The following is a 19379-nucleotide window of genomic DNA, read 5'->3' on the forward strand; positions in this document are numbered from 1 at the left end:
CAGCATCACCCGCATCTTCGGTTCCATTGGAATATGGCGGCAACGTGGCTGTTGCTCGAATTTGGATCGGCCGGCCTGACGAAACGGGAAGACCGGTGCTTTTCGGCACCGGCCTTTGGTCCACTCCGCGGCAGCACTTCCGTAGTCCAGCGTCAGATCTAGATGCGGCGGATGCGATTACATCCGGTAGGCGATGGTATCGTTCCAGAACCGATCCAGGCGCTGCAGGGCGCGGTTCATCTGCTTGAACTCTTCCGTGTTGATGCCGCCAACCTGCTCGATCGAACCGACATGGCGCTCGTAGAGGCCGGCGACGACTTCCGCCACCTCATTGCCCTTCGGCGTGAGCGAAACCCGCACCGAACGGCGGTCGATGCGCGAGCGCTGGTGGTTGATGAAGCCGAGATCGACCAGCTTCTTCAGATTGTAGGAGACATTCGAGCCGAGATAATAGCCGCGCGAGCGCAGTTCGCCGGCGGTCAGCTCCGAATTGCCGATGTTGAACAGGAGCAGCGCCTGGATGGCGTTGATGTCGGAGCGACCGTTACGGTCGAATTCGTCCTTGATCACATCAAGCAGACGGCGATGCAGCCGCTCGACCAGCTGCAGCGATTCCATGTACAGCGAACGGATCGCCTCGCGGCGGTCATCGGATACGTTGGCGGTCTTCGCCGCCGGACGCGAATTGATCATTGTCTTTGCCTCTCGTTTGTCGCCCGGTGATTTTTTGTTCTTCACCTTGATCGCGACACTATCGAATACTCATAAAATTCGACTTAAACGCCAAGGCTAACAAGAGCTTACCGGTAAGGGGTTTCGAAAGAGGCTTAACGGACGGTCACCCAAGCAAGGATAATTAACCTAAAGATTTAGCCAACGATCCTGGCCGGAATTGCTATCGCCGGGGTTGCCGCTTCTGGATCCAGATCACCACGCGGAACACTATGTAGAGCAGCGCCACGGCAAGGTGCGAGGCGACGATCAGCGGCCGGTGGCCGAACAGCTCGGGGAAGCCAGCATACATGACGCACTCGGTCACCGCGCAGATGAACCAGATCACGGGACCCCAGGACGCCAGCATCCACAGGCCGGCGGCAGCGAACGGAAAAAACACCGCCAGCACCACCGCCGCCACCTGCCAGTGCACCGGCATCAGGTCGAAGCGCCACAACGGGCCGGGGTAAAAGCCGATCAGCCGGATCCAGTACAAGATGCCGAACAGCAGACAGTAGCCAGCGATGACGCGCTGGAACCAGGCGAAGATGACCTCGATCGTCGAGGGCTGTAGCACCACGCGCCTCGAGGCGACCTCGCTCACAGCTTCAGTTCCCGTTCGCCGAGCGGTGCGAAATAGGCGTCGACGTTGGCGGCGCTGACGTCGTCGATGCCTGCCGGCCGCCATTGCGGCGTCGAGCCTTTATCGATGATGGCGGCGCGGATACCTTCATAGAAGTCGTGCCCGGCAAGCATGCGGTTGAGGATACGGAACTCCATTTTCATGCACTCGTCCATCGACAACGTCTGCCCGGCGCTAATCTGGCGCCATGCAACATGCAGGCTGGTCGGTGAACGTGTGCGGATAGTGGCCAGCGTCTTTGCCGCGAACTCGTCGGCAGCGGCTGCCCGCTCCAGACTGGCGACGATATCGGCCAGCGACGGCTGCGCGAAATGCCGGGCGATGGCTTCCAGCGTCGGCCTGTCGGTCTCGCGCCTGGCCGGGACGAAGCAGCCGCGCAGCACCGATTCCGGGTCGCCGCTTTCCGCCAGACGGTCGAGGAAGCCGGCCTGGTCCTCCGCCTTGATCGTATGGGTGGCGAGGCCCGACCACAAAGCATCGCCATAGCGGATGCGGTTGCCGGTCAGCGCCAGATACATGCCGAAGCTGCCGCTGAGATCCGGCAACAGATGGCTGGCGCCGACATCCGGGAAAAAGCCGATGCCGACCTCGGGCATGGCAAACTGGGCGTTCTCGGTCAGCACTCGCTGCGAACCATGGAAGGAGATACCTACGCCGCCGCCCATGACGATGCCGTCGATCACCGCGACATAGGGTTTCTTGAATCGGGCGATGCGGGCGTTCAGCCGGTATTCATCGGCGAAGAAATCGACCGGAGGCCTTCCTGCGCGGCCGGCTTCGTAGATGTGGAGGATGTCGCCGCCCGCCGAAAATGCCCTGCCCTCGGCCTTGACGACGACAACGTCGACGCCGTCGTCGCGCTCCCAACTGCGCAGCGCCTTGTCCAGCGCCTTGACCATGCGGTGGGTTACGGCATTGAGCGCCTGCGGCCGCGTCAGCGTGACGACGCCAGCCCTGCCCAATCTTTCGAAGCGAATCTCGTCGCCTCCGCCAAAATCCATCGCCAGAGAATCCCTCCCCGCGCCCGCCGGGAGTGAAGTGCTAAAGCGTGGCGCATGGCCGCGTCAATGGCGGCGGCCAATCCGCTGCATGGTCGTCGGCGTCACCCAGTGCTAATGCTGGCGCTTTGAACCGGAAGGTTGAACCATGCCTTGGTTGCCGCGCCTTGCTGTTGTGGTGGTCGGCCTGATCGCTGCGAACACTCCTCCCGTATCGGCCGAAAGCGTCGACGAGCTCGACCATCGTCACCGGCCAGGGCGAGGTCAACAGGCAGATCGGTTTCAAGGCCTGCCTCGATGCGGTGCTGGTTCGTGTGTCCGGCGATCAGCGGCTGCCGAAGAGAACTGAGATGGCGGCGCTGCGCGACAAGGCCGGCAGCTTCGTTGCCGAATTCCGCTATCGCGACCGTCTCGAAGGCATTCCAATCCATGACGAACAAGGCACCCATGACCGGCCGCATGATCTCACTTGTCTGTACAGGCCTGACGTTATCGATCCGGTGCTTGCCGCGCTTGGCAGCAAACCATGGCTTGGCGAGCGGCCACACCTGGCAATTTTCCTGGCGGCGGAGCAAGGCACAAGGCAGTTCGCGCTGACCGCCGACGATGAGCGCGGGGCGGCGATGCGCGAATCCTTCGTCAATGCCACCGGTCCGCTGGTCATGCGGATTGTGTTTCCCGAAGCGTCGCTGCTGTCGGCCTCGAAGCTTGACGACCAGGCCCTGCGCCATGCCGATATCACGACGCTGGACCAGCTTGCCAGGAAGGCCGGAGCCGACCAGGCGCTCGCCGGCAGTATCGTCTGGAGCGACAAGGAACTGGGCTGGATAGCCGACTGGCGGCTTGCCTTGAATGGCAAGAGCTACAATTGGCAAGTGCGCGGCGTCAGCTTCGACGAGGCATTCCGCGTCGCCATGCGGGGTGCTGCGCAGATCCTGTCGGGCAATGGCCAACCAGAATAGCGCCCGACAGGACCGCTGGCACAATCGTGTCGCATTGGTCAGCAGCGGAGGCTCGTGATAAAAGTCGCCTGATCCGGAGGTTTTGCGATGAACAAATTCACCCCTGCAAAGCCTGCCGGCGCGCGCAGCGTCGACGAGATCACCGGCAGCCGGCGGCTGCGGCGCATGCGCAAGGCCGACTGGTCGCGCCGCCTTGTCCAGGAGAACCGGCTCTCGGTCGACGATCTGATTTGGCCGATCTTTGTCGTCGACGGCAGACGAGTGCGCGAACCGATCGCCGCCATGCCCGGCGTGTTCCGCCTGTCGCTCGACCTCGCCGTCAAGGAGGCTGAGCGCGCGGCCAAGCTTGGCATTCCGGCGATCGCCACTTTCCCCAATGTCGAGCTCGGCCTGCGCGATCAGACCGGTTCGCACATCCTCGATCCGGAAAACGTCATCAACCGTGCCACCCGCGCCATCAAGCACGCAGTGCCGGAGATCGGCATCATCACCGACGCCGCGCTTGACCCGTTCACCTCGCATGGCCATGACGGCATCTTGCGCGAAGGCATTATCGTCAATGATGAAACGGTGGAGCAAGTGACGGCGGCGGCCGTCATCCAGGCGGCGGCGGGGGCCGACATCATTGCCCCCTCGGACATGATGGACGGCCGTATCGGTGCCATCCGCGATGCGCTCGACGCCAATGGGTTTCAGGATGTTGCGATCATGTCCTATGCGACCAAGTTCGCATCCGCTTTTTACGGCCCCTATCGTGAGGCGGTCGGCACCGCCGGCCTGCTCAAGGGCGACAAGAAGACCTATTATATCGATCACGCCAATTCCGACGAAGCGGTGCGCGAGGCCGAGCAGGATCTCGCCGAGGGCGCCGACATGCTGATGGTCAAGCCCGGCCTGCCCTATCTCGACATCATCCGGCGGCTGAAGGACGAGTTGCAGATGCCGACCTTCGCCTATCAGGTCTCGGGCGAATATTCGATGATCAAGGCCGCCGCCGCCAATGGCTGGATCGATGGCGAAAAGGCGATGCTGGAATCGCTGCTCGCCTTCAAGCGCGCCGGCTGCGACGGGATTCTCACCTACTTTGCGCCCGAAGTGGCGGCGATGCTCAAGGGGTGATGCGCCTTTGTAGCGTCTACATCGAGCAGTGTTCGTTCGTCCAAAGCGCGACGTGGAACGCCGCAGGACATCGCTTCAAGTTTACGCTGCCCTGCCGGGCATTTTCTCCCCGTAAAGTGGCAGGGAGAAAAGACGCGTTCGTAAAAGATTTCACCAATCTCCAGCGTTGCAAAAACATCGACGTTGCGGCCAGCCCCTTCTCCCCGTCACTATACAGGAAGAAGCTGCCGGCAGGCGGATGACGGGCGGCGCCGACATTGAGATTGGTTATTCCAACATTATTTGGAAGCGATTACCCCGCCGGCGATTCAAGATACCGCTTGCAAAATGCAATCAGTTAAGCTACCCCGATAACTGCTTGCTCACAATCGGTTATCGAGGAGGCTCTCATGTCCAAACTTCGCGTCAGCGCTTTCACCTTGTCGATCGACGGCTTCGGCGCCGGTCCCGACCAAGACCTGAAGAACCCGCTGGGTGTTGGAGGGGAAGCCCTGCACGAATGGATGTTCGGCACCCGCACCTTCCGCAAGATGGTCCTCGGCAAGGATGGCGGGACCACGGACACTGACGAGGCGTTCGCGGCACGCAGCTTCGAAAATGTCGGAGCATGGATCCTCGGCCGCAACATGTTTGGGCCGATCCGCGGCGAATGGCCGGATGACAGCTGGAAAGGCTGGTGGGGTGACAACCCGCCCTACCATGTGCCGGTCTTCGTGCTCACGCACCATGCGCGTGATCCCATTGTCATGGAGGGCGGCACGACCTTCTATTTCGTGACCGGCGGCATCCGCTCAGCGCTGGAGAAGGCGAAGGCAGTGGCTGACGGTAAGGATGTACGGCTGGGCGGCGGCGTTTCCACGATCCGGCAATATCTCAAGGAAAAGCTCATCGACGAAATGCATCTGGCGATCTCACCGGTCCTGCTAGGCGCCGGCGAGAGCCTTTTTGCCGGCATCGACATGCCCAAGCTCGGCTATCGCTGCAGCGAGCAGGTCGCGACGCCGAAGGCCACGCATGTCATCATCGAGCGCACCTAGCTTGTTGCAGGGCGCCGCCATGGAGGCGCCGCCCTCCTCGCCGCTTTAGTCAGTACTTCTCCGGCACATACAGTTCGCGCGGCAGTACCTGGCGCTCGTATTCGGGATTGAAGACGCGCTCCGGCAGTGTGATCTCTTCGTGCGGCACCTCCTCATAGGGCATCTGCTTGAGGAGATGGTCGATGCAGTTCAGCCGTGCCCGCTTCTTGTCGTTGCCCTCGACGATGAACCACGGGCTTCCGGGATATTCGTGCGGGCGAACGTTTCTTCCTTGGCCTTGGTGTACTGCTCCCAGCGCACGCGCGACTGGAGGTCCATCGGCGACAGTTTCCATTGCTTCATCGGGTCATGGATGCGCATCAAAAAGCGCATCTGCTGCTCCTCGTCGGTGATCGAAAACCAGTATTTGACAAGCGTAATGCCTGAGCGGACCAGCATGCGTTCGAAATCCGGAACGTCGCGGAAGAACTCCTCGACCTGATCCGGCTGGGCAAAGCCCATTACCCGCTCGACGCCGGAGCGGTTGTACCAAGAGCGGTCGAACAGCACGATCTCGCCGCCGGCCGGCAGATGCGGAACGTAGCGCTGGAAATACCATTGCGACTTCTCGCGCTCGGTCGGCGCCGGAAGTGCTGCGACGCGGCAGATGCGCGGATTAAGCCTCTGGGTGATGCGCTTGATAACACCACCCTTGCCCGCCGAGTCGCGGCCCTCGAAGACCACGACGAGCTTCTTCTTGTGATAGGCGACCCAGGATTGTAGCTTGATCAATTCGGATTGCAGCGTGATGAGATTGCGAAAATACTGCAGGCGGTCGATCGATGGCGGATGCGCATTCTTGTAGATCTTGGCGATCTCCATCGACAGCGCCGGCTCCGAGATTTCCAGCTCATAATCTTCGTCGAGCGTGTCGGCGAGTTCCGCTTCCAGCCAGTCCCTGGCCGGGGAATTCTGTTTTATCTCGGTCATTTGCGCTGCTCCGCTTACAGGCCTTGCCGGCCGCTGTCAGGCGCTCTGCCGCCCGGCCCGGCGGCCGGAAATCGAAGCGCTGGACCGATGTTAGTATAGGCCGGCAATGACGGTTTTATTGCACCCACTACTGCGCTGGCTGTGCGTTCAATCTGCAAGATGTGATCGAGCTTGCCCTGCGGGGCGGGCGACAAGCGGAACGAATTATCCTACAAATGCCCGGTTCACTGAGGGGCTGTCGTTTGCAACGCCCTTTCCCGATAAATCGTGAGGATACGACATGGAATACCGCACTCTCGGCCGTTCCGGGCTGAAGGTTTCGACCCTGACCATGGGCACCATGACATTCGGCGGCGGCGGCGCGTTTTCGGCGGTTGGCAAGACCGACCTCGACGAGGCGCGTCGGATGATCGACCTTTGCATCGATGCCGGCGTCAATGTCATCGACACCGCCAACGTCTATTCGAACGGGGTGTCGGAAGAGATCATCGGCGAGGCGCTCGGCGGCAAGCGCAAGGGCGACGTGCTGATCGCCTCCAAGGCGCGCATGCGGATCGGCAAGGGCCCCAACGATGAAGGCTTGTCGCGCTACCATCTGATCCGCGAATGCGAGAGGAGCCTGAAGCGCCTCAGGACCGATGTCATCGACATCTATTTCCTGCACGAGTGGGATGGCCTGACACCGCTTGAGGAAACCATCGCCGCGCTCGACACGCTGGTCGCGCAGGGCAAGGTCCGTTATGTCGGCTGCTCCAATTATTCCGGCTGGCAAGTTATGAAGGGGCTGGGGATCAGCGACCGTCATCACCAGCCACGCTTCGTCACCCAGCAGATCCATTACACGCTGGAAGCGCGCGAGGCCGAGTACGAATTGTTGCCGATCTCGGTCGACCAGGGGCTCGGCGTGCTGGTCTGGAGCCCGCTTGCCGGCGGGTTGTTGTCCGGCAAATACCACCGTGACCAGCCGACCGCCCGCCAGCTCAGCGGCTGGTCGGAACCGCCGATCCGCGACGAGGACCGGCTGTGGCGGATCGTCGACGTGCTGATCGATATCGGCAAGAACCACGGTGTGTCGGCAGCGCAGGTGGCGCTTGCCTGGCTACTCGGCCGGCCCGCTGTCAGTTCACTGGTGATCGGCGGACGAACCGAAGCGCATTTCAAAGACAATATCGCCGCTGCAAGCCTTGTGCTTGCCGATGAGGAGCGCACACGGCTCGACGTGGTCAGCAGGCCGCCCGTGCTCTATCCCTACTGGCACCAGCAATTCACGGCAAAGGACCGGTTCGGGCCGGCCGATCTCGTCCTCGACCGCGACGGCGCCTGAAAAGCCGGGCTCTCCGGACTGCGCCGAGATATGGAGCCCGATCGTGCCTTGCGGTGTTGTGTTTGCGGTCCAATGCTCCTAGGCAAAGGCCAAGCACAATGAAAGGAAACGATATGGCACGAGCACCGAACTACGGTCAGGAACGCAAGGAACGCGACCGGCAGAAGGCTGCCAAGAAGGCGGAAAAGCAGGCTGCCAAGGTCGCAGCCAAGGAGCGATCGAAGCCCGAGGGCGAGAGCGAGTCCCAAACCAAAACCGAAACGACCGAGTGATGACGCCCGGCCTGTCAGGCGGTCCGGGCCTCGGTCAAATCCCGCTATGCCTCAGGCGGGCGCCTTGTCGCTAACGAAGACGTTCACTTCACGAGCGGCGGCAATGAAGGCCCGTCTTGCGTTCATGGCCGGCTTGTCGCCGGCCAGCGCATCATGACAGGCTTGCAACGCTTCGCGGTGCTTGGGGCTGCGCTTGCCGGGCCAATTGTTGAGGAGGTAGTCGGAAGCCTCGCGGGCCGTACGCAAGAGCTGATTGCTTCCCGCCGCGCCCTTGACGGTCACGGGTGTGTCAAATCGGTTGTTTTCCATCGCCGCTCTTACGCCATCGGCATTTCCGAAGCGAGACCGAAAGTAGCATTCTTCGCTCATCTGCTCTTTTCGTGATCAATGGCAGCCGATCCTCACTCAAGCGACGACGGCAAATCCCCGGGCGCGCAGGCCGCGCCGGTCGTTGCGCAGCGAGGTCACCAGCCGGTCGCGGCTGCCGATGATATGGGCCGAAAGCAGGCGGGCGGCGCTATCGGCATCGCCGGCCCGCACCGCCGACAGAATGGCATGGTGTTCGGCCCAGGCACGGCCAAGCGCTGCCTCGTCGCGAACCTCGAGCCAGCGGGCGCGCGACAGGCGCGTCATCGCATCGCGAACCGCTCTGAACAGGAACTCGTTGCCTGATAGGCGTGCCAGCTCGATATGAAAATCCATGCCGACACGATGCCATTCCTCGCGCGGGGTTTGGTCGTCGCAGGAATCGAGCATAGCCTCGATAATTTCGACGGCACCCCTGTCCTGCAAGGCACAAGTCAGCCTGACTGCCGCGACCTCGACCGCCTCGCGATAGACGGCGATCTGCTCCAGCTCGGCAAGATTGATGGGCGAGACCGTCCAGCCGCGGCCGTCGCGGCAGATCAGGCCTTCAGTCTCGAGCCGCAGCAATGCCGCCCTGACCGGCGTGCGCGATGCGCCGAAGCGGCTTTCGACCCAGCGCTCCGTCAGCCGCTCGCCGGGACCGATCTCGAGCCCGAGGATCATCTCGCGAAGCTGCTTTTCGACGTTCTGCATCTGCGACATTGGCGTTCCGTTCAGGTCATTTGTTCCGGCAATCGGGTCACTGGCCGGCGTTGGCCAATCACGCCGGCCTTTGTCGATCATGTTTGAGAGACCCGCATTGACAGCGACGGGGCTTGCGTTCATGACAGATACCAGCTTGGTATCCCAAATTGGTATCCGTAGCAAGTTTCATGCAAGCTGGCCGGACAGGACATGACATGCCGCAAGACGCCGCCCTCGCCATGCAAGGCACGCACAACGTCCACTGGCGCCGCAATCTCGCCGTGTGTTTTGCCGGCTCGTTCAGCACGCTTGTAGCGATGACGCTGCTGTTGCCCTTCCTGCCGCTTTACGTCGAGCAGCTGGGCGCCGAGGGCCATGCGGCGATCGTGCAGTGGTCGGGTATCGCCTACGGCGCCACCTTCCTTGCTGCCGCGCTGGTCGCGCCCCTGTGGGGGCGGCTAGGCGACCGCTACGGCCGCAAACTGATGCTGGTGCGAGCCAGTTTCGGCATGGCGCTGTGTATGTCGCTGACCGGCATGGTGCAGACCGTCTGGCAATTGGTGCTCTTGCGCCTGCTGATCGGCTTTGCCGGCGGCTATTCTTCGGGCTCGACCATCCTGGTTGCCATGCAGACGCCGAAGGATCGCTCCGGCTGGGCGCTGGGCGTGCTGTCGGCCGGCATCACGGCCGGTGCCCTGGTCGGTCCGCTGCTTGGCGGCGCGCTGCCGCCGCTGATTGGCATCCGCGCCACATTCCTGCTCGCCGGCGGCGTCATTTTCCTGGCTTTTCTGGCAACCACCTTGCTGATCAAGGAGGCCCCTCGCCCGGTTGCCGCCAAGGCCGCGTCGGAAGAAAAAGTGAAAGACGGCTGGTCGCAGATTCCCGACAAGCGCCCCGTCGTCACCATGCTCGCGACCGGCATGCTGTTGAGTTTCGCCACCATGTCGATCGAGCCGATCATCACCGTCTATGTCCAGCAGCTCATCGAAGATCAGAGCCAGGTCACGCTGGTCTCCGGCATCGTCATGTCCGCGGCAGCGCTCGGCGCCATCCTGTCGGCGTCGCGGCTCGGCAAGCTCGCCGACCGTATCGGCCACTGGAACGTCATCGTTGCCGCACTCGCCGTCTCGGCGCTGCTGCTGATCCCGCAGGCCTTCGTTACCCAGGGCTGGCAACTCGTCGGCCTGCGTTTCCTGATGGGCCTGGCGCTTGGCGGTCTTTTGCCCTGCATCACCAGCGTCATCCGCCACAATGTGCCCGACGGGGTCGGCGGCAACGTGCTGGGCTTGTCGATCTCGGCGCAATATGTCGGGCAGGTCGCCGGACCGTTGCTCGGCGGCTTCGCCGGCGGCCATTTCGGTATGCGCTCGGTGTTTCTCGGCACATCCATTCTGATGGCGGGCGGAGCGGCCTATAACTGGCTGGTCCAGTCGCGCCGCGAACGCGACATGCTGGCGGAAGCCGGCAAATCCTGACACGGTTCGCGGCACTATCTCAGGCGGTCGCCAGGAATCGCGGAGGCGTGGAAATGAGCACAGATGAACACGCGGCAGGCGGCCGCATTCTGGTTCTTGCCGGCGGCCTATGCGGCGCAACCGGCGTGGCGCTTTCGGCGGCGGCGGCACATCTCGGCGGCGCTTTCGTCGGTACGGCCGCATCCTTCCTGCTCTTGCATGCGCCGGTCTTCCTTACCGTCGGGCTGCTCGGTGGCAATAGCATCCTGCGAACCGGAAGCCTCATCCTCCTCGTCGGGCTTCTGCTGTTCTCGGGAGATCTTTTGGCCCGCGACTTCCTTGGCTCGCGGCTGTTCCCGATGTCGGCGCCGATCGGCGGCACGTTGCTCATCGGCGGCTGGCTGATGATGGCCGCCTCGGCGCTGGTGCGGCCGCGCCCTTGACGTGGCAGCCACGTTCGCCGGTTCTGTCAGTCTTGGCGACGTTCGGGCCGGACTTGGCCGTCGCGTTTGGCCGTCTTGACCACACGCCGCCGCTCCGGCCGTTCGGTGGCCGGCGATATGCCCCAATAATTGCGATAGATGTCTTCGAACAGACGCTTGATCGGGTGCATGGTTTAATCTCCTCTAGTTTTTTGAATCGATCCAATCAGCGGGCACAAAAATAGGCCACCGATCAGCTCCGCTTGCGTCCTACGAGGAAACCCAGGTCGCGAATCCACGGACCGGTCCTGTCTCGCCGCTTCCGGGCCTCCGCGCTCGAACGGATGCTCCAGTCGTTCCGGTAAATGTCCTCGAACAGATAATTGACGGGGTGCATGGCGCTCTCCTCTTGTATCGATCCAATCTAGGGACGAAAAAAGCTCTTGGATCGATTCAAAGAATACGCATCGCACCACAAATGTCAAGCAAAAATTTGAATCGATCCAACGAAGGTGTTAGGTAGTCGGCGATACTGTTGGACCGGAGTCCCGGAGACAAACAAATGGCATCACTCACCGAAGGCAGGAGGCCCATCCGGCTGGCGGACATCGCCAAAGCCGCGGGCGTATCACACGGCACTGCCTCCAATGTCTTCAGCCGTCCCGAAATCGTACGCGAGGAAGTCCGCGAGCGGGTGAAGGCGGCGGCCGACGCGCTGGGCTACGCCGGCCCCGATCCAAAGGGCCGCCTGCTGCGCGCCGGCAAGGTCAATGCGATCGGCGTCGCCACAACCGAGCCGCTGTCCTATTTCTTCGACGACCCCTTTGCGCGCGTGATGATGGCCGGCATCTCGGAGGTATGCGACGCCACCGGCGCGGGAATAGCCCTCGTGTCGGCCGGCAACGAGGAAAAACTTGCCTGGAATATCCAGAGCGCCCTGGTCGACGGCTTCATCCTGTTCTGCATCGAGGGCGGTCCGCGCCTCGTCGAGCTGACGCGCGAACGCAAGCTCCCCTTCGTCGCGCTCGAGCTCGGCTCGCAGGACGACACGGTCTCGGCGATCAGTATCGACAATGCTGCCGGCGGCCGGCTCGCGGCGCGTCATCTGGCGGAACTTGGACATCGCCGCTTCGCCGTGTTGTCGCTGGCCTTCGCCGACGACAGCACTGGTCTTGTCTCGCCCGAGCAGGTCCGGACGGCGTCCTATACCGGGACCCGTGACCGCCTCCTCGGCTATTTCGAAGAGCTTTCCCGGTTTGGTGTCGACACCGCCAAAGTGCCGGTCTACGAGACCGAAAACGACAAGGCGAGCACAAGGGCTGGTCTCGAAACCATCTTCGCCTCGGCGGAACCGCCGACCGCCATCCTGGCGATGTCGGACCGGATCGCGATGGTCGCATTGGAATGGCTCAACGCACGGGGCATCGCGGTTCCCCGCGATGTTTCCGTCGTCGGCTTCGACGGCGTGCCTGAAGCCGCAATTTGCGAGCCTCCGCTCACCACCATCGCCCAGCCGATCGCCGAGATCGGCCGCCGGGCAGCGCGAAGAATCCTCGACTTCGACGGCACGGTGCGGCGAGAAACGCTCGATGTCGAACTTGTCGTCAGGGCATCTTCCGGACCGCCGCCAGGTACAGGCTGACTGGGCAGATCGGCTCCAAATCTTATCTATTGGCCGCCATGGGACCGATGCCAAAGGATGGACGGACAGGCGGCGCCTCGTTGCGGACCGGCTTGCCCTTGCCGGACCAGCCGATGGCGGACAGCCATTCCAGATAGAAGGCGAGCGCGAACTGCATGGCGATGCCGGCGGCGAGCAGCAGACTGTCATAGGCAAAGCCGCCCGGGTTGATCAGCTTCATCACCTGCGCCGCCATGGCAATCACCGTGCCGGCAATGAAAACCGGCAGCGAGCGTTTGCCCAATATGGCGAGCGGATTGTCGCGGCCGGTGCGGAACAGGTTCGAGACGAAGGGCAAGGCGACGACCAGATAGCTCATCGCCAGGATGTGCAGCAGCCGCGGCAACGACAGGAACGTCTTGTCGAAACCGGTCAGCACCACCGGCAGATCGAGCCACGACGCATGCCCCCACAGCGGGCTGTGCACCCAGACGAGCGCCGTCAGCACATAGGCGGCGGCCGCGCCGACCAGCCAGCGATTGACAGGGATGGTGCCGCCGCGCCGCACATGCAACACGCTGGCCATGCCGATATTGAACAGCAATTGCCATGACAGCGGATTGAGGAACCAGAAGCCGGGCTCCGGGTAGTTCGGCGGCGCGATCTGGTAGATTCCGGCAATCAGCCAAAGGGCTGCGGATACTGCGAGCGCCGCCAGTGGCCGGTAGCTGATGAACAGCAGGAAGACCGGCGCCATCAACAGCAGCGCCGCATAGACCGGCAGTATGTTGTTGTAACCGAGCTGATGGCCGAGCGTGACGATGCCGACCAGGACTTGTGGCGGGTTCCTGACGAGCGGCTCGATGTTGATCAGCGTCAGAAGATCCGGCCGTTTCGCAAACACCGCCGCGGCGCAGAAGATGGCCATCACCACCATCGTCGTGACGATGTGGGTGACATAGAGCACGCCGGCGCGGCGCCACATTTTCAGCGTTGCAATCAGCCGGTTTCCCGGCTGGAACTTAGTGCCGTAGGCGAGAGCGACGGACATGCCGGAGATCAGCACGAAGGCCTCGGCCGCATCTGAAAACCCGAAATTCTTGTAGGTCAGGGTTTCGAACACGGTGCCCGGCACGTGGTCGACGAATATGGTCAGGAGGGCGAGAGCCCGGAACACATCAATACGCGTATCGCGTTCCGGCGAAACTGGCATGGTCATCGATAAAAGGCCTTAAAGCTGGTTGTTCATGCCCGGCATGCGATCCCTCGGGCGACCACCCGGCGCACACTGCTTCGATCTCCCCCGCGGGGATTATATCGGCAAAGAAACGGACTGAAATGCGCCCGGTTCAATCAACTTTCGCGGAGCTTGAAAATATTCCGTTTTGAAGCCGGCAAATTAACGAAAGTAACGCGGAATCAAAAGGATGTGACTATGGCCGAGCAAAGCCTCGAAGACGGTATTTTGCAGGAGAATTCAGGCTTTTTCTACCGGCTCCATCGATCCGCCAATTTACCCGGTGACTGGCTGTTCCTGTTGCATGGATCGGGTGTCGACGAGACGACCTTGCTGCCGCTTGGTCGGCAAATCGCGCCGCATGCGGCGCTGGTTGCGGTCCGTGGCCGCATCCCTCAGGAGGACGGGTTCCGTTGGTTCACGCGAATCACCCCGACGCGATTCGAGCAGGCAAGCATCCGCGCGGAGGCAGATGCGTTTGCGGCCTTCGTCGCCGGCGTTGCGAAGCGCCACAGCCTCGATCTCCGCCACGCGACCTTTCTCGGCTATTCGAACGGCGCCAATCTGGTTTCGAGCGTCATGTTGCTGCATCCGGGCGTGATCGAGCGCGCTGCATTGCTGCGTCCTATGCCGGTGCTCGACGAGGTGCCGCCGGCCGACCTGTCGAAGGCACGGGCGCTGATCGTCGCCGGCGCCGCCGACCTGACCTACGCGCCTTTCGCCCCCGTGTTGGCCGCTGTACTGAGCTCGCATGGCGCCAAAGTCGAGGTCCACACCGTCGCCTCCGGCCATGAAATCGGCGATCCGGACGCCGAGATCGTCAAGCAGTGGCTGGCGGGGTCAGGCAACCGCTGAACGAGCGGATTGAGCGCACGCACGACGCGGACCCGACCATCGAATGTCAGTGTGCGGCGGGCTGGAATAGCTCGATCACATTGCCGGACGGGTCTTCGAGCAGGGTCTGCGAGCCGCCGACGCCGTTGATGATATCGTTGCGGAAGGCGAGCCCGGCGCCCTTCAGGCGCGCAATCTCTTGCTTCAGATCCGGCACCACCAGCAGGATGCGGTTCCACCCTCCCGGCACCGGCCGGCGGCCATCCGGCATCGCCCGTGCGCCCGAGCTCTCCGGCCCGCTCAGCAGAAGCCGCAGATCGCCGCGCGTGACCGAGCAGAAAGCCGGCCGCGCATCCCGTTCAATGGCAAAGCCCAGATGCTTCACGTAGAAATCGATGGAAGCGGCGACATCGTCGACAATATAGCGAACACTGACGGGCGTCATGACCGGGGACCTTTCAGTTTGAGTAGAACGTTTTATTAAAGGCTGCTCATCATCGGCAACGCCCCGGCAGCACTACGACGCCGCCGACACACTATGACCGTCGGTTCGCCAGGGAATCAGGGCAAGCAGACCAGCACTGCCGACCACGGCGAAGACAGCGCCGTAGATGAACACCGCCTCATGGCTTACACGATCCCAGAGCTGTCCGGCGACAACGCTTGCCGCGAGTTCCAGCAGGCCGACCGTGGGCCGGGTAGGAAATCAGCGCCGCAACGAGATTGAAGCCTGCGTAGATAAGAATGGTTGCCTCCAAAGAGGCACCGATATCCTGTGTTTGCAGAATCAGAAATGCATTGCTCGAATTGCCGATGCCGAAGAGAGCTGTCACCAAGAGATAGGTCCAATAGGCTTTGGGAAACTGCCGCAGATTGACGTCGATCTTGGCCTTTGCGGCTACGGCCAGTGGCTGCTCGTGCACCAACACCACCATGAGGAAGGCGAGGAGACCGGGAATGAGCGCGAGATAGAAGATCCAGCGGATATCGACTTTGAGCGCGATGAGAAGCAGCACCGCGAGCAGTGGCCCCAGATACGCTCCCAGATTGTCGCCAATGCCTTCTAGGCCGAATGCTTTGCCTCGGTGCTCGTCGGCCACGGACGAAGCAAGGAGCGCGTCGCGCGGAGCGGACCGGAAACCTGCACCGAGCCGATCCACAAACCGCGCGCCCAGGACCATCGGCCACACTGTGGCCACGCCGATCAGCGGTTTGGCGATAGAGGCCAGAAAATAGCCAATGAGGGCTATCGGTTTCCGCTTCTGAAGCCTGTCCGAGAGCCAGCCCGAAAAACCTTGAACGATGTTCTGCGTCGCCTGGGCGATTCCGTCGACCAGACCGACGACGCTCCCGCTTGCGTGCAGAGTCTGGGTTAGGAAGATCGGCAGGATCGGATAAAGCATCTCGGTCGAAATGTCGGCAAACAGGCTCGCCAGCGCCAGAAGCACCGTGTTTCGGGAAATCCAGGCGAAGGTTTCCCTTGGCGCTGCCCCAGTCATTGCTTTGCCCTGTTCGGCAATCCGTTTGGCTGAAACGCAACGGCTACCATGTCGGTTGCAATGCGCCACTGCTGAGTGTCCTGCCCCCATCCCGAAGGTCCGCGCAGCAAAACCGATGCCCACGCGGTCCTTCGATTCGGGATCATGGTCTACGCCCGCCCCATGCGGTTCCAAGCGTCCAGCCGAGCGATCTTGTAGGCTTCGGCCAGCGTCGGATAGTTGAAGGTGTTGTTGACGAAGAAGTCGACGGTGCCGCCGAGATTGATGACCGCCTGGCCAATGTGGATGAGTTCGGTCGCGCCCTCGCCGACGATATGGGCGCCGAGCAGACGGCGTGTTTCGATCGAGAACAGAAGCTTCAGGAAGCCGGTGTTGACGCCCATGATGTGGCCGCGCGATGTCTCGCGGAACCGCGCCACGCCGACCTCGTAGGCGGCACCACTCTCACGCACCTGCTCCTCGGATTGCCCGACCGTGGAGATTTCCGGCACGGCGTAGATGCCGTAGGGAAAGGTTTCGGGCGGCGGCGGCAAGGGCACGCCGAAGGCATGGCAGGCGGCCACCCTGCCCTGCTCCATCGAGGTCGATGCCAGGCTCGGAAAACCGATGACGTCGCCGGCGGCATAGATGTTGGACGCGCTGGTCTGGAAGGTCTGCGGATCGACCTTGATGCGGCCTCTGGAATCGGACTCGATGCCGACCGTTTCCAAGCCCAGGCTGCCGACATTGCCGGTACGCCCTGCAGCATAAAGCACGATCTCGGAACGTATGGTGCGGCCGTCGGCCAGCGTCACCTCAGCATAGTCGGGTTTCGAGGCGATCTCCTTGACGGCACTGCCCAATCGGATGGTCATGCCGCGGTCGCGCATCTGATGGATGAAGTCGTCGACGATCTCGCGGTCGACGAAATCCAACATCGTGTTGCGCGGCTCGACCAGTGTCACCGGCACGTCGAGCGCCGAAAAGATTGTCGCATATTCGACGCCGATGACGCCGGCGCCGATCACCGTCAGCGTGCGCGGTAGCCGGTCGAGCTCCAGCATCTCGTCGCTGTCGAAGATCCGTGTCTTGTCGAACGGCACGTCGCGCGGCCGGTGCGGCCGGGTGCCGACCGCGATCAGCGCATGGGCGAAGCCAGCCTCGCTGTAGTCGCCAGTGTCGGTGGTCAGGCTGACCTTGTTGGGGCCGAGGAATTTTACCGCGGCGCGCGCACTCTTGACCGTGTTGCGCATGAACTGGTGCTGCAGCACCTCGACCTCATGGTCGAGCGTCTTGTGCAGGCGCTCGACCAGATCGCCGACCGAAATGTCCTGCTTCACGCGGTAGCCGCGTCCATAAAAGCCGCGCTCACGCCAGCCGGAGAGGTTGAGCACCGTCTCGCGCAACGTCTTCGACGGTATGGTGCCGGTATGCACCGACACGCCGCCGAGACGCCGGCCTCTGTCGACCACCAGCACCGACTTGCCGAGCTTGGCCGACTGCACCGCGGCGCGGCGCCCGGATGGGCCGCTGCCGATGACCAGCATGTCGTAGTCCATGTCGCCCCGTCCCCTCGGCTCGGCGCGCTTTGTTGCGCCGCAGCAAACTAACGCTATCCGCGCCGTGAATTCAACAAGTCAGACGGCCCCAGGCACTCCGTCACCATCTACACGGCGGCGAAAGGCTCGATCTTGATTCCGCCGCGAACCTTCACCATTTCAGCAAGAAGCGGCCCCGTGCATTAACCCGGGTTCGATTACGAGGAAATGACATGAACGCTCGCGTTCTCGACGGCGAAATCATCACCAGCAGGCTCGAAGATGTCCGCGCCTATGAGGGCGTGCGCACGCGGCGCATTCTCGCCTTTGTCATCGATTATTTCATCGTCGCGCTGCTCACCATTCCATTCGCGATCCTGGTGTTCCTGTTCGGGCTGTTGACGCTCGGCCTAGGCTGGATGCTGTTTTCCATTCTCGTGCCGGCCGTCGCCATCCTCTACATCTGGAACACGCTCGGCAGTAAAGACCAGGCCACCACCGGCATGAAGATGATGGGCATCCGGCTCGACCGGCTCGACGGCAGCCGCATCGACGGGCTGACCGCCGTCGTGCATTCGGTGCTGTTTTGGGCCGGCAATGTCATCCTTTCGCCGCTGGTCCTGCTGGTGAGCCTGTTTTCCGACCGCAAGCGCACGCTGCACGACCTGCTGCTCGGCACCGTCGTCAGCCGCAGCGGCCGCTGAGCAGACTTTTGAAGCGCGGCCGCAGCCTTTGCGCACAAATGTGAAGACGTCCAATCAACCAGGCTTTCACAATCCTGTTGAATTTTTCGGCGTCCGCGCCAAAGGTAGAGCGATTCGCAGGAGTGTTTCCAAGGCTCGATGACGCAGCACCCGACCCAGTCGCCGCAGTTCTTTCTGACCGCGCCCTCGCCATGTCCCTATCTCGAGGGCCAGTTCGAGCGCAAGGTGTTCACACACCTGGTCGGCGACAAGGCCCCGGAGATGAACGATCTGTTGACGCAGGGCGGTTTCAGGCGGTCGCAGAACATCGCCTACAGGCCGGCCTGCGAGACCTGCCGCGCCTGTGTGTCGGTGCGCATCCTGGCGCAGGAATTCACCGCCAGCCGCAACATGAAACGGGTCATACAGCATAATTCGGATCTGGTCGGCGCCATGCACGACGCCGAGCCCTCCACCGAGCAGTATTCGCTGTTCCGCAGCTATCTCGACGCCCGCCACCGCCGCGGCGGCATGTCAGACATGACCGTGCTCGACTACGCCATGATGGTCGAGGATACCCATGTCGACACCAAGGTCATCGAATACCGTCGCCGCGGACCTGACAGCTTCATCACCGGCAAGGGCCAGGGCGAGCTGATCGCCGTGGCGCTTACCGACAAGATGGCCGATGGCCTGTCGATGGTCTATTCCTACTTCAACCCGGACTTCGAGGACCGTTCGCTCGGCACCTTCATGATCCTCGACCACATCGCCCGCGCCAGGGCGATGGGCCTGCCCCATGTCTACCTGGGTTACTGGGTCAACGGCTCGCGCAAGATGAATTATAAGATGCGCTTCCAGCCGCAGGAGCATCTCGGCCCGAAAGGCTGGGAACGCTACAATCACGAAGCGGTTTTGCGCTGATCTTCGCTTTCGGTATTCACTCTTAAATTGTTTCGAGGAGGATGCCGCTGGGCTTCCGGCCGATCGGCTGGAAAACCGGGCGGGTCAATTTTGCGCCTCC

At 62.3% G+C, this 19379-nt stretch carries 21 protein-coding genes and 1 pseudogene; 11 read left to right on the forward strand and 11 right to left on the reverse strand.

Translation table 11 applies throughout. The annotated features are described in order from the left end of the window. Positions 1 to 177 precede the first annotated feature (177 nt). The 3 genes from ldtR to NKI59_RS04605 form a co-directional block, all read right to left on the reverse strand. Positions 178 to 693, reverse strand: a complete 516-nt coding sequence (ldtR, locus tag NKI59_RS04595) for a transcriptional regulator LdtR (protein WP_023674486.1) — start codon at positions 691 to 693, stop codon at positions 178 to 180. A gap of 202 nt (positions 694 to 895) precedes the next feature. Next, a complete protein-coding gene (locus NKI59_RS04600) occupies positions 896 to 1318 on the reverse strand; it encodes a DUF6163 family protein (RefSeq protein ID WP_023674485.1) in 423 nt (140 codons plus the stop codon). Continuing rightward, positions 1315 to 2358 (reverse strand): enoyl-CoA hydratase/isomerase family protein, encoded by a 1044-nt coding sequence (locus NKI59_RS04605; RefSeq protein ID WP_352449296.1) that lies wholly within the window; start codon positions 2356 to 2358, stop codon positions 1315 to 1317. The genes NKI59_RS04600 and NKI59_RS04605 overlap by 4 nt, the downstream gene beginning before the upstream one ends. 272 nt (positions 2359 to 2630) lie before the next feature. On the opposite strand from NKI59_RS04605, the gene NKI59_RS04610 reads away from it, so the two are divergent. The 3 genes from NKI59_RS04610 to NKI59_RS04620 all read left to right on the forward strand — a co-directional run bounded on the left by NKI59_RS04610 (position 2631) and on the right by NKI59_RS04620 (position 5473). Further along, positions 2631 to 3317 (forward strand): DUF8605 domain-containing protein, encoded by a 687-nt coding sequence (locus NKI59_RS04610; protein WP_352702730.1) that lies wholly within the window; start codon positions 2631 to 2633, stop codon positions 3315 to 3317. Positions 3318 to 3404: 87 nt separating this feature from the next. Next, entirely contained in the window at positions 3405 to 4436 is a 1032-nt protein-coding gene (gene hemB, locus NKI59_RS04615; protein WP_352449294.1) for a porphobilinogen synthase, read from the forward strand. 389 nt (positions 4437 to 4825) lie between these two features. Continuing rightward, entirely contained in the window at positions 4826 to 5473 is a 648-nt protein-coding gene (locus tag NKI59_RS04620; protein ID WP_352702618.1) for a dihydrofolate reductase family protein, read from the forward strand. 49 nt (positions 5474 to 5522) lie between these two features. On the opposite strand, the pseudogene ppk2 reads toward NKI59_RS04620, so the two are convergent. Continuing rightward, positions 5523 to 6442 (reverse strand): annotated as a pseudogene (gene ppk2 / locus NKI59_RS04625) (polyphosphate kinase 2). A gap of 280 nt (positions 6443 to 6722) precedes the next feature. On the opposite strand from ppk2, the gene NKI59_RS04630 reads away from it, so the two are divergent. Together NKI59_RS04630 and NKI59_RS04635 are read left to right on the forward strand one after the other, a co-directional pair. Further along, a complete protein-coding gene (locus NKI59_RS04630) occupies positions 6723 to 7766 on the forward strand; it encodes an aldo/keto reductase (protein ID WP_352449292.1) in 1044 nt (347 codons plus the stop codon). A 113-nt stretch (positions 7767 to 7879) separates the two neighbouring features. Then, positions 7880 to 8038 (forward strand): hypothetical protein, encoded by a 159-nt coding sequence (locus tag NKI59_RS04635; protein ID WP_352449291.1) that lies wholly within the window; start codon positions 7880 to 7882, stop codon positions 8036 to 8038. A 51-nt stretch (positions 8039 to 8089) separates the two neighbouring features. Here the strand turns inward: NKI59_RS04635 and NKI59_RS04640 are convergent, their stop codons facing one another. Together NKI59_RS04640 and NKI59_RS04645 are read right to left on the reverse strand one after the other, a co-directional pair. Then, a complete protein-coding gene (locus NKI59_RS04640) occupies positions 8090 to 8347 on the reverse strand; it encodes a DUF982 domain-containing protein (RefSeq protein WP_023674477.1) in 258 nt (85 codons plus the stop codon). A 96-nt stretch (positions 8348 to 8443) separates the two neighbouring features. Beyond that, complete coding sequence (locus tag NKI59_RS04645; RefSeq protein WP_352702620.1) at positions 8444 to 9106, reverse strand: GntR family transcriptional regulator; 663 nt, start codon at positions 9104 to 9106, stop codon at positions 8444 to 8446. Between the two features lie 197 nt (positions 9107 to 9303). On the opposite strand from NKI59_RS04645, the gene NKI59_RS04650 reads away from it, so the two are divergent. Next, positions 9304 to 10563, forward strand: a complete 1260-nt coding sequence (locus tag NKI59_RS04650; RefSeq protein ID WP_352702623.1) for a multidrug efflux MFS transporter — start codon at positions 9304 to 9306, stop codon at positions 10561 to 10563. Positions 10564 to 10616: 53 nt separating this feature from the next. After that, complete coding sequence (locus tag NKI59_RS04655; RefSeq protein WP_352449288.1) at positions 10617 to 10985, forward strand: DUF423 domain-containing protein; 369 nt, start codon at positions 10617 to 10619, stop codon at positions 10983 to 10985. Between the two features lie 26 nt (positions 10986 to 11011). Here NKI59_RS04655 and NKI59_RS04660 read toward each other — a convergent pair whose 3' ends face one another. Continuing rightward, positions 11012 to 11155 carry a hypothetical protein gene (locus tag NKI59_RS04660; protein WP_352702625.1) on the reverse strand — a complete coding sequence of 48 codons (144 nt, stop codon included), beginning with the start codon at positions 11153 to 11155 and terminating at the stop codon, positions 11012 to 11014. Positions 11156 to 11526: 371 nt separating this feature from the next. Here NKI59_RS04660 and NKI59_RS04665 point away from each other — a divergent pair, with 371 nt between their 5' ends. Then, complete coding sequence (locus NKI59_RS04665; protein ID WP_352702627.1) at positions 11527 to 12606, forward strand: LacI family DNA-binding transcriptional regulator; 1080 nt, start codon at positions 11527 to 11529, stop codon at positions 12604 to 12606. A gap of 22 nt (positions 12607 to 12628) precedes the next feature. Here the strand turns inward: NKI59_RS04665 and NKI59_RS04670 are convergent, their stop codons facing one another. After that, on the reverse strand, positions 12629 to 13804 hold the full coding sequence (locus tag NKI59_RS04670; RefSeq protein ID WP_352702630.1) for an OpgC family protein: 1176 nt from the start codon (positions 13802 to 13804) through the stop codon (positions 12629 to 12631). Positions 13805 to 14020: 216 nt separating this feature from the next. Between NKI59_RS04670 and NKI59_RS04675 the strand changes: the two genes are divergently transcribed. Beyond that, complete coding sequence (locus NKI59_RS04675) at positions 14021 to 14677, forward strand: alpha/beta hydrolase (protein WP_352449284.1); 657 nt, start codon at positions 14021 to 14023, stop codon at positions 14675 to 14677. Positions 14678 to 14723: 46 nt separating this feature from the next. On the opposite strand, the gene NKI59_RS04680 is transcribed toward NKI59_RS04675, so the two are convergent. The 3 genes from NKI59_RS04680 to sthA all read right to left on the reverse strand — a co-directional run bounded on the left by NKI59_RS04680 (position 14724) and on the right by sthA (position 17693). Further along, positions 14724 to 15101: a VOC family protein gene (locus NKI59_RS04680; RefSeq protein WP_352449283.1), complete on the reverse strand. Its 378-nt coding sequence runs from the start codon at positions 15099 to 15101 to the stop codon at positions 14724 to 14726. 178 nt (positions 15102 to 15279) lie between these two features. Then, positions 15280 to 16278, reverse strand: coding sequence for an MFS transporter (locus NKI59_RS04685; RefSeq protein ID WP_352702633.1), 999 nt, complete (start codon positions 16276 to 16278; stop codon positions 15280 to 15282). Between the two features lie 26 nt (positions 16279 to 16304). Then, complete coding sequence (gene sthA, locus NKI59_RS04690; protein WP_352702635.1) at positions 16305 to 17693, reverse strand: Si-specific NAD(P)(+) transhydrogenase; 1389 nt, start codon at positions 17691 to 17693, stop codon at positions 16305 to 16307. A gap of 212 nt (positions 17694 to 17905) precedes the next feature. Between sthA and NKI59_RS04695 the strand changes: the two genes are divergently transcribed. Both NKI59_RS04695 and NKI59_RS04700 read left to right on the forward strand, forming a co-directional pair. Further along, entirely contained in the window at positions 17906 to 18376 is a 471-nt protein-coding gene (locus NKI59_RS04695; protein ID WP_023674465.1) for an RDD family protein, read from the forward strand. A 138-nt stretch (positions 18377 to 18514) separates the two neighbouring features. Continuing rightward, positions 18515 to 19279 (forward strand): arginyltransferase, encoded by a 765-nt coding sequence (locus NKI59_RS04700; RefSeq protein ID WP_352621047.1) that lies wholly within the window; start codon positions 18515 to 18517, stop codon positions 19277 to 19279. Positions 19280 to 19379: the final 100 nt, after the last annotated feature.

It is taken from the genome of Mesorhizobium sp. M0598 (assembly GCF_040320865.1).
Classification (GTDB): domain Bacteria; phylum Pseudomonadota; class Alphaproteobacteria; order Rhizobiales; family Rhizobiaceae; genus Mesorhizobium.

Coding starts and splice junctions, on each gene's coding strand:
- ldtR (WP_023674486.1), bottom strand. CDS start 693: ATGATCAATTCGCGTCCGGCGGCGAAGACCGCCAACGTATCCGATGAC.
- NKI59_RS04605 (WP_352449296.1), bottom strand. CDS start 2,358: ATGGATTTTGGCGGAGGCGACGAGATTCGCTTCGAAAGATTGGGCAGG.
- hemB (WP_352449294.1), top strand. CDS start 3,405: ATGAACAAATTCACCCCTGCAAAGCCTGCCGGCGCGCGCAGCGTCGAC.
- NKI59_RS04620 (WP_352702618.1), top strand. CDS start 4,826: ATGTCCAAACTTCGCGTCAGCGCTTTCACCTTGTCGATCGACGGCTTC.
- NKI59_RS04630 (WP_352449292.1), top strand. CDS start 6,723: ATGGAATACCGCACTCTCGGCCGTTCCGGGCTGAAGGTTTCGACCCTG.
- NKI59_RS04635 (WP_352449291.1), top strand. CDS start 7,880: ATGGCACGAGCACCGAACTACGGTCAGGAACGCAAGGAACGCGACCGG.
- NKI59_RS04640 (WP_023674477.1), bottom strand. CDS start 8,347: ATGGAAAACAACCGATTTGACACACCCGTGACCGTCAAGGGCGCGGCG.
- NKI59_RS04645 (WP_352702620.1), bottom strand. CDS start 9,106: ATGTCGCAGATGCAGAACGTCGAAAAGCAGCTTCGCGAGATGATCCTC.
- NKI59_RS04650 (WP_352702623.1), top strand. CDS start 9,304: ATGCCGCAAGACGCCGCCCTCGCCATGCAAGGCACGCACAACGTCCAC.
- NKI59_RS04655 (WP_352449288.1), top strand. CDS start 10,617: ATGAGCACAGATGAACACGCGGCAGGCGGCCGCATTCTGGTTCTTGCC.
- NKI59_RS04660 (WP_352702625.1), bottom strand. CDS start 11,155: ATGCACCCGATCAAGCGTCTGTTCGAAGACATCTATCGCAATTATTGG.
- NKI59_RS04665 (WP_352702627.1), top strand. CDS start 11,527: ATGGCATCACTCACCGAAGGCAGGAGGCCCATCCGGCTGGCGGACATC.
- NKI59_RS04670 (WP_352702630.1), bottom strand. CDS start 13,804: ATGACCATGCCAGTTTCGCCGGAACGCGATACGCGTATTGATGTGTTC.
- NKI59_RS04675 (WP_352449284.1), top strand. CDS start 14,021: ATGGCCGAGCAAAGCCTCGAAGACGGTATTTTGCAGGAGAATTCAGGC.
- NKI59_RS04680 (WP_352449283.1), bottom strand. CDS start 15,101: ATGACGCCCGTCAGTGTTCGCTATATTGTCGACGATGTCGCCGCTTCC.
- sthA (WP_352702635.1), bottom strand. CDS start 17,693: ATGGACTACGACATGCTGGTCATCGGCAGCGGCCCATCCGGGCGCCGC.
- NKI59_RS04695 (WP_023674465.1), top strand. CDS start 17,906: ATGAACGCTCGCGTTCTCGACGGCGAAATCATCACCAGCAGGCTCGAA.
- NKI59_RS04700 (WP_352621047.1), top strand. CDS start 18,515: ATGACGCAGCACCCGACCCAGTCGCCGCAGTTCTTTCTGACCGCGCCC.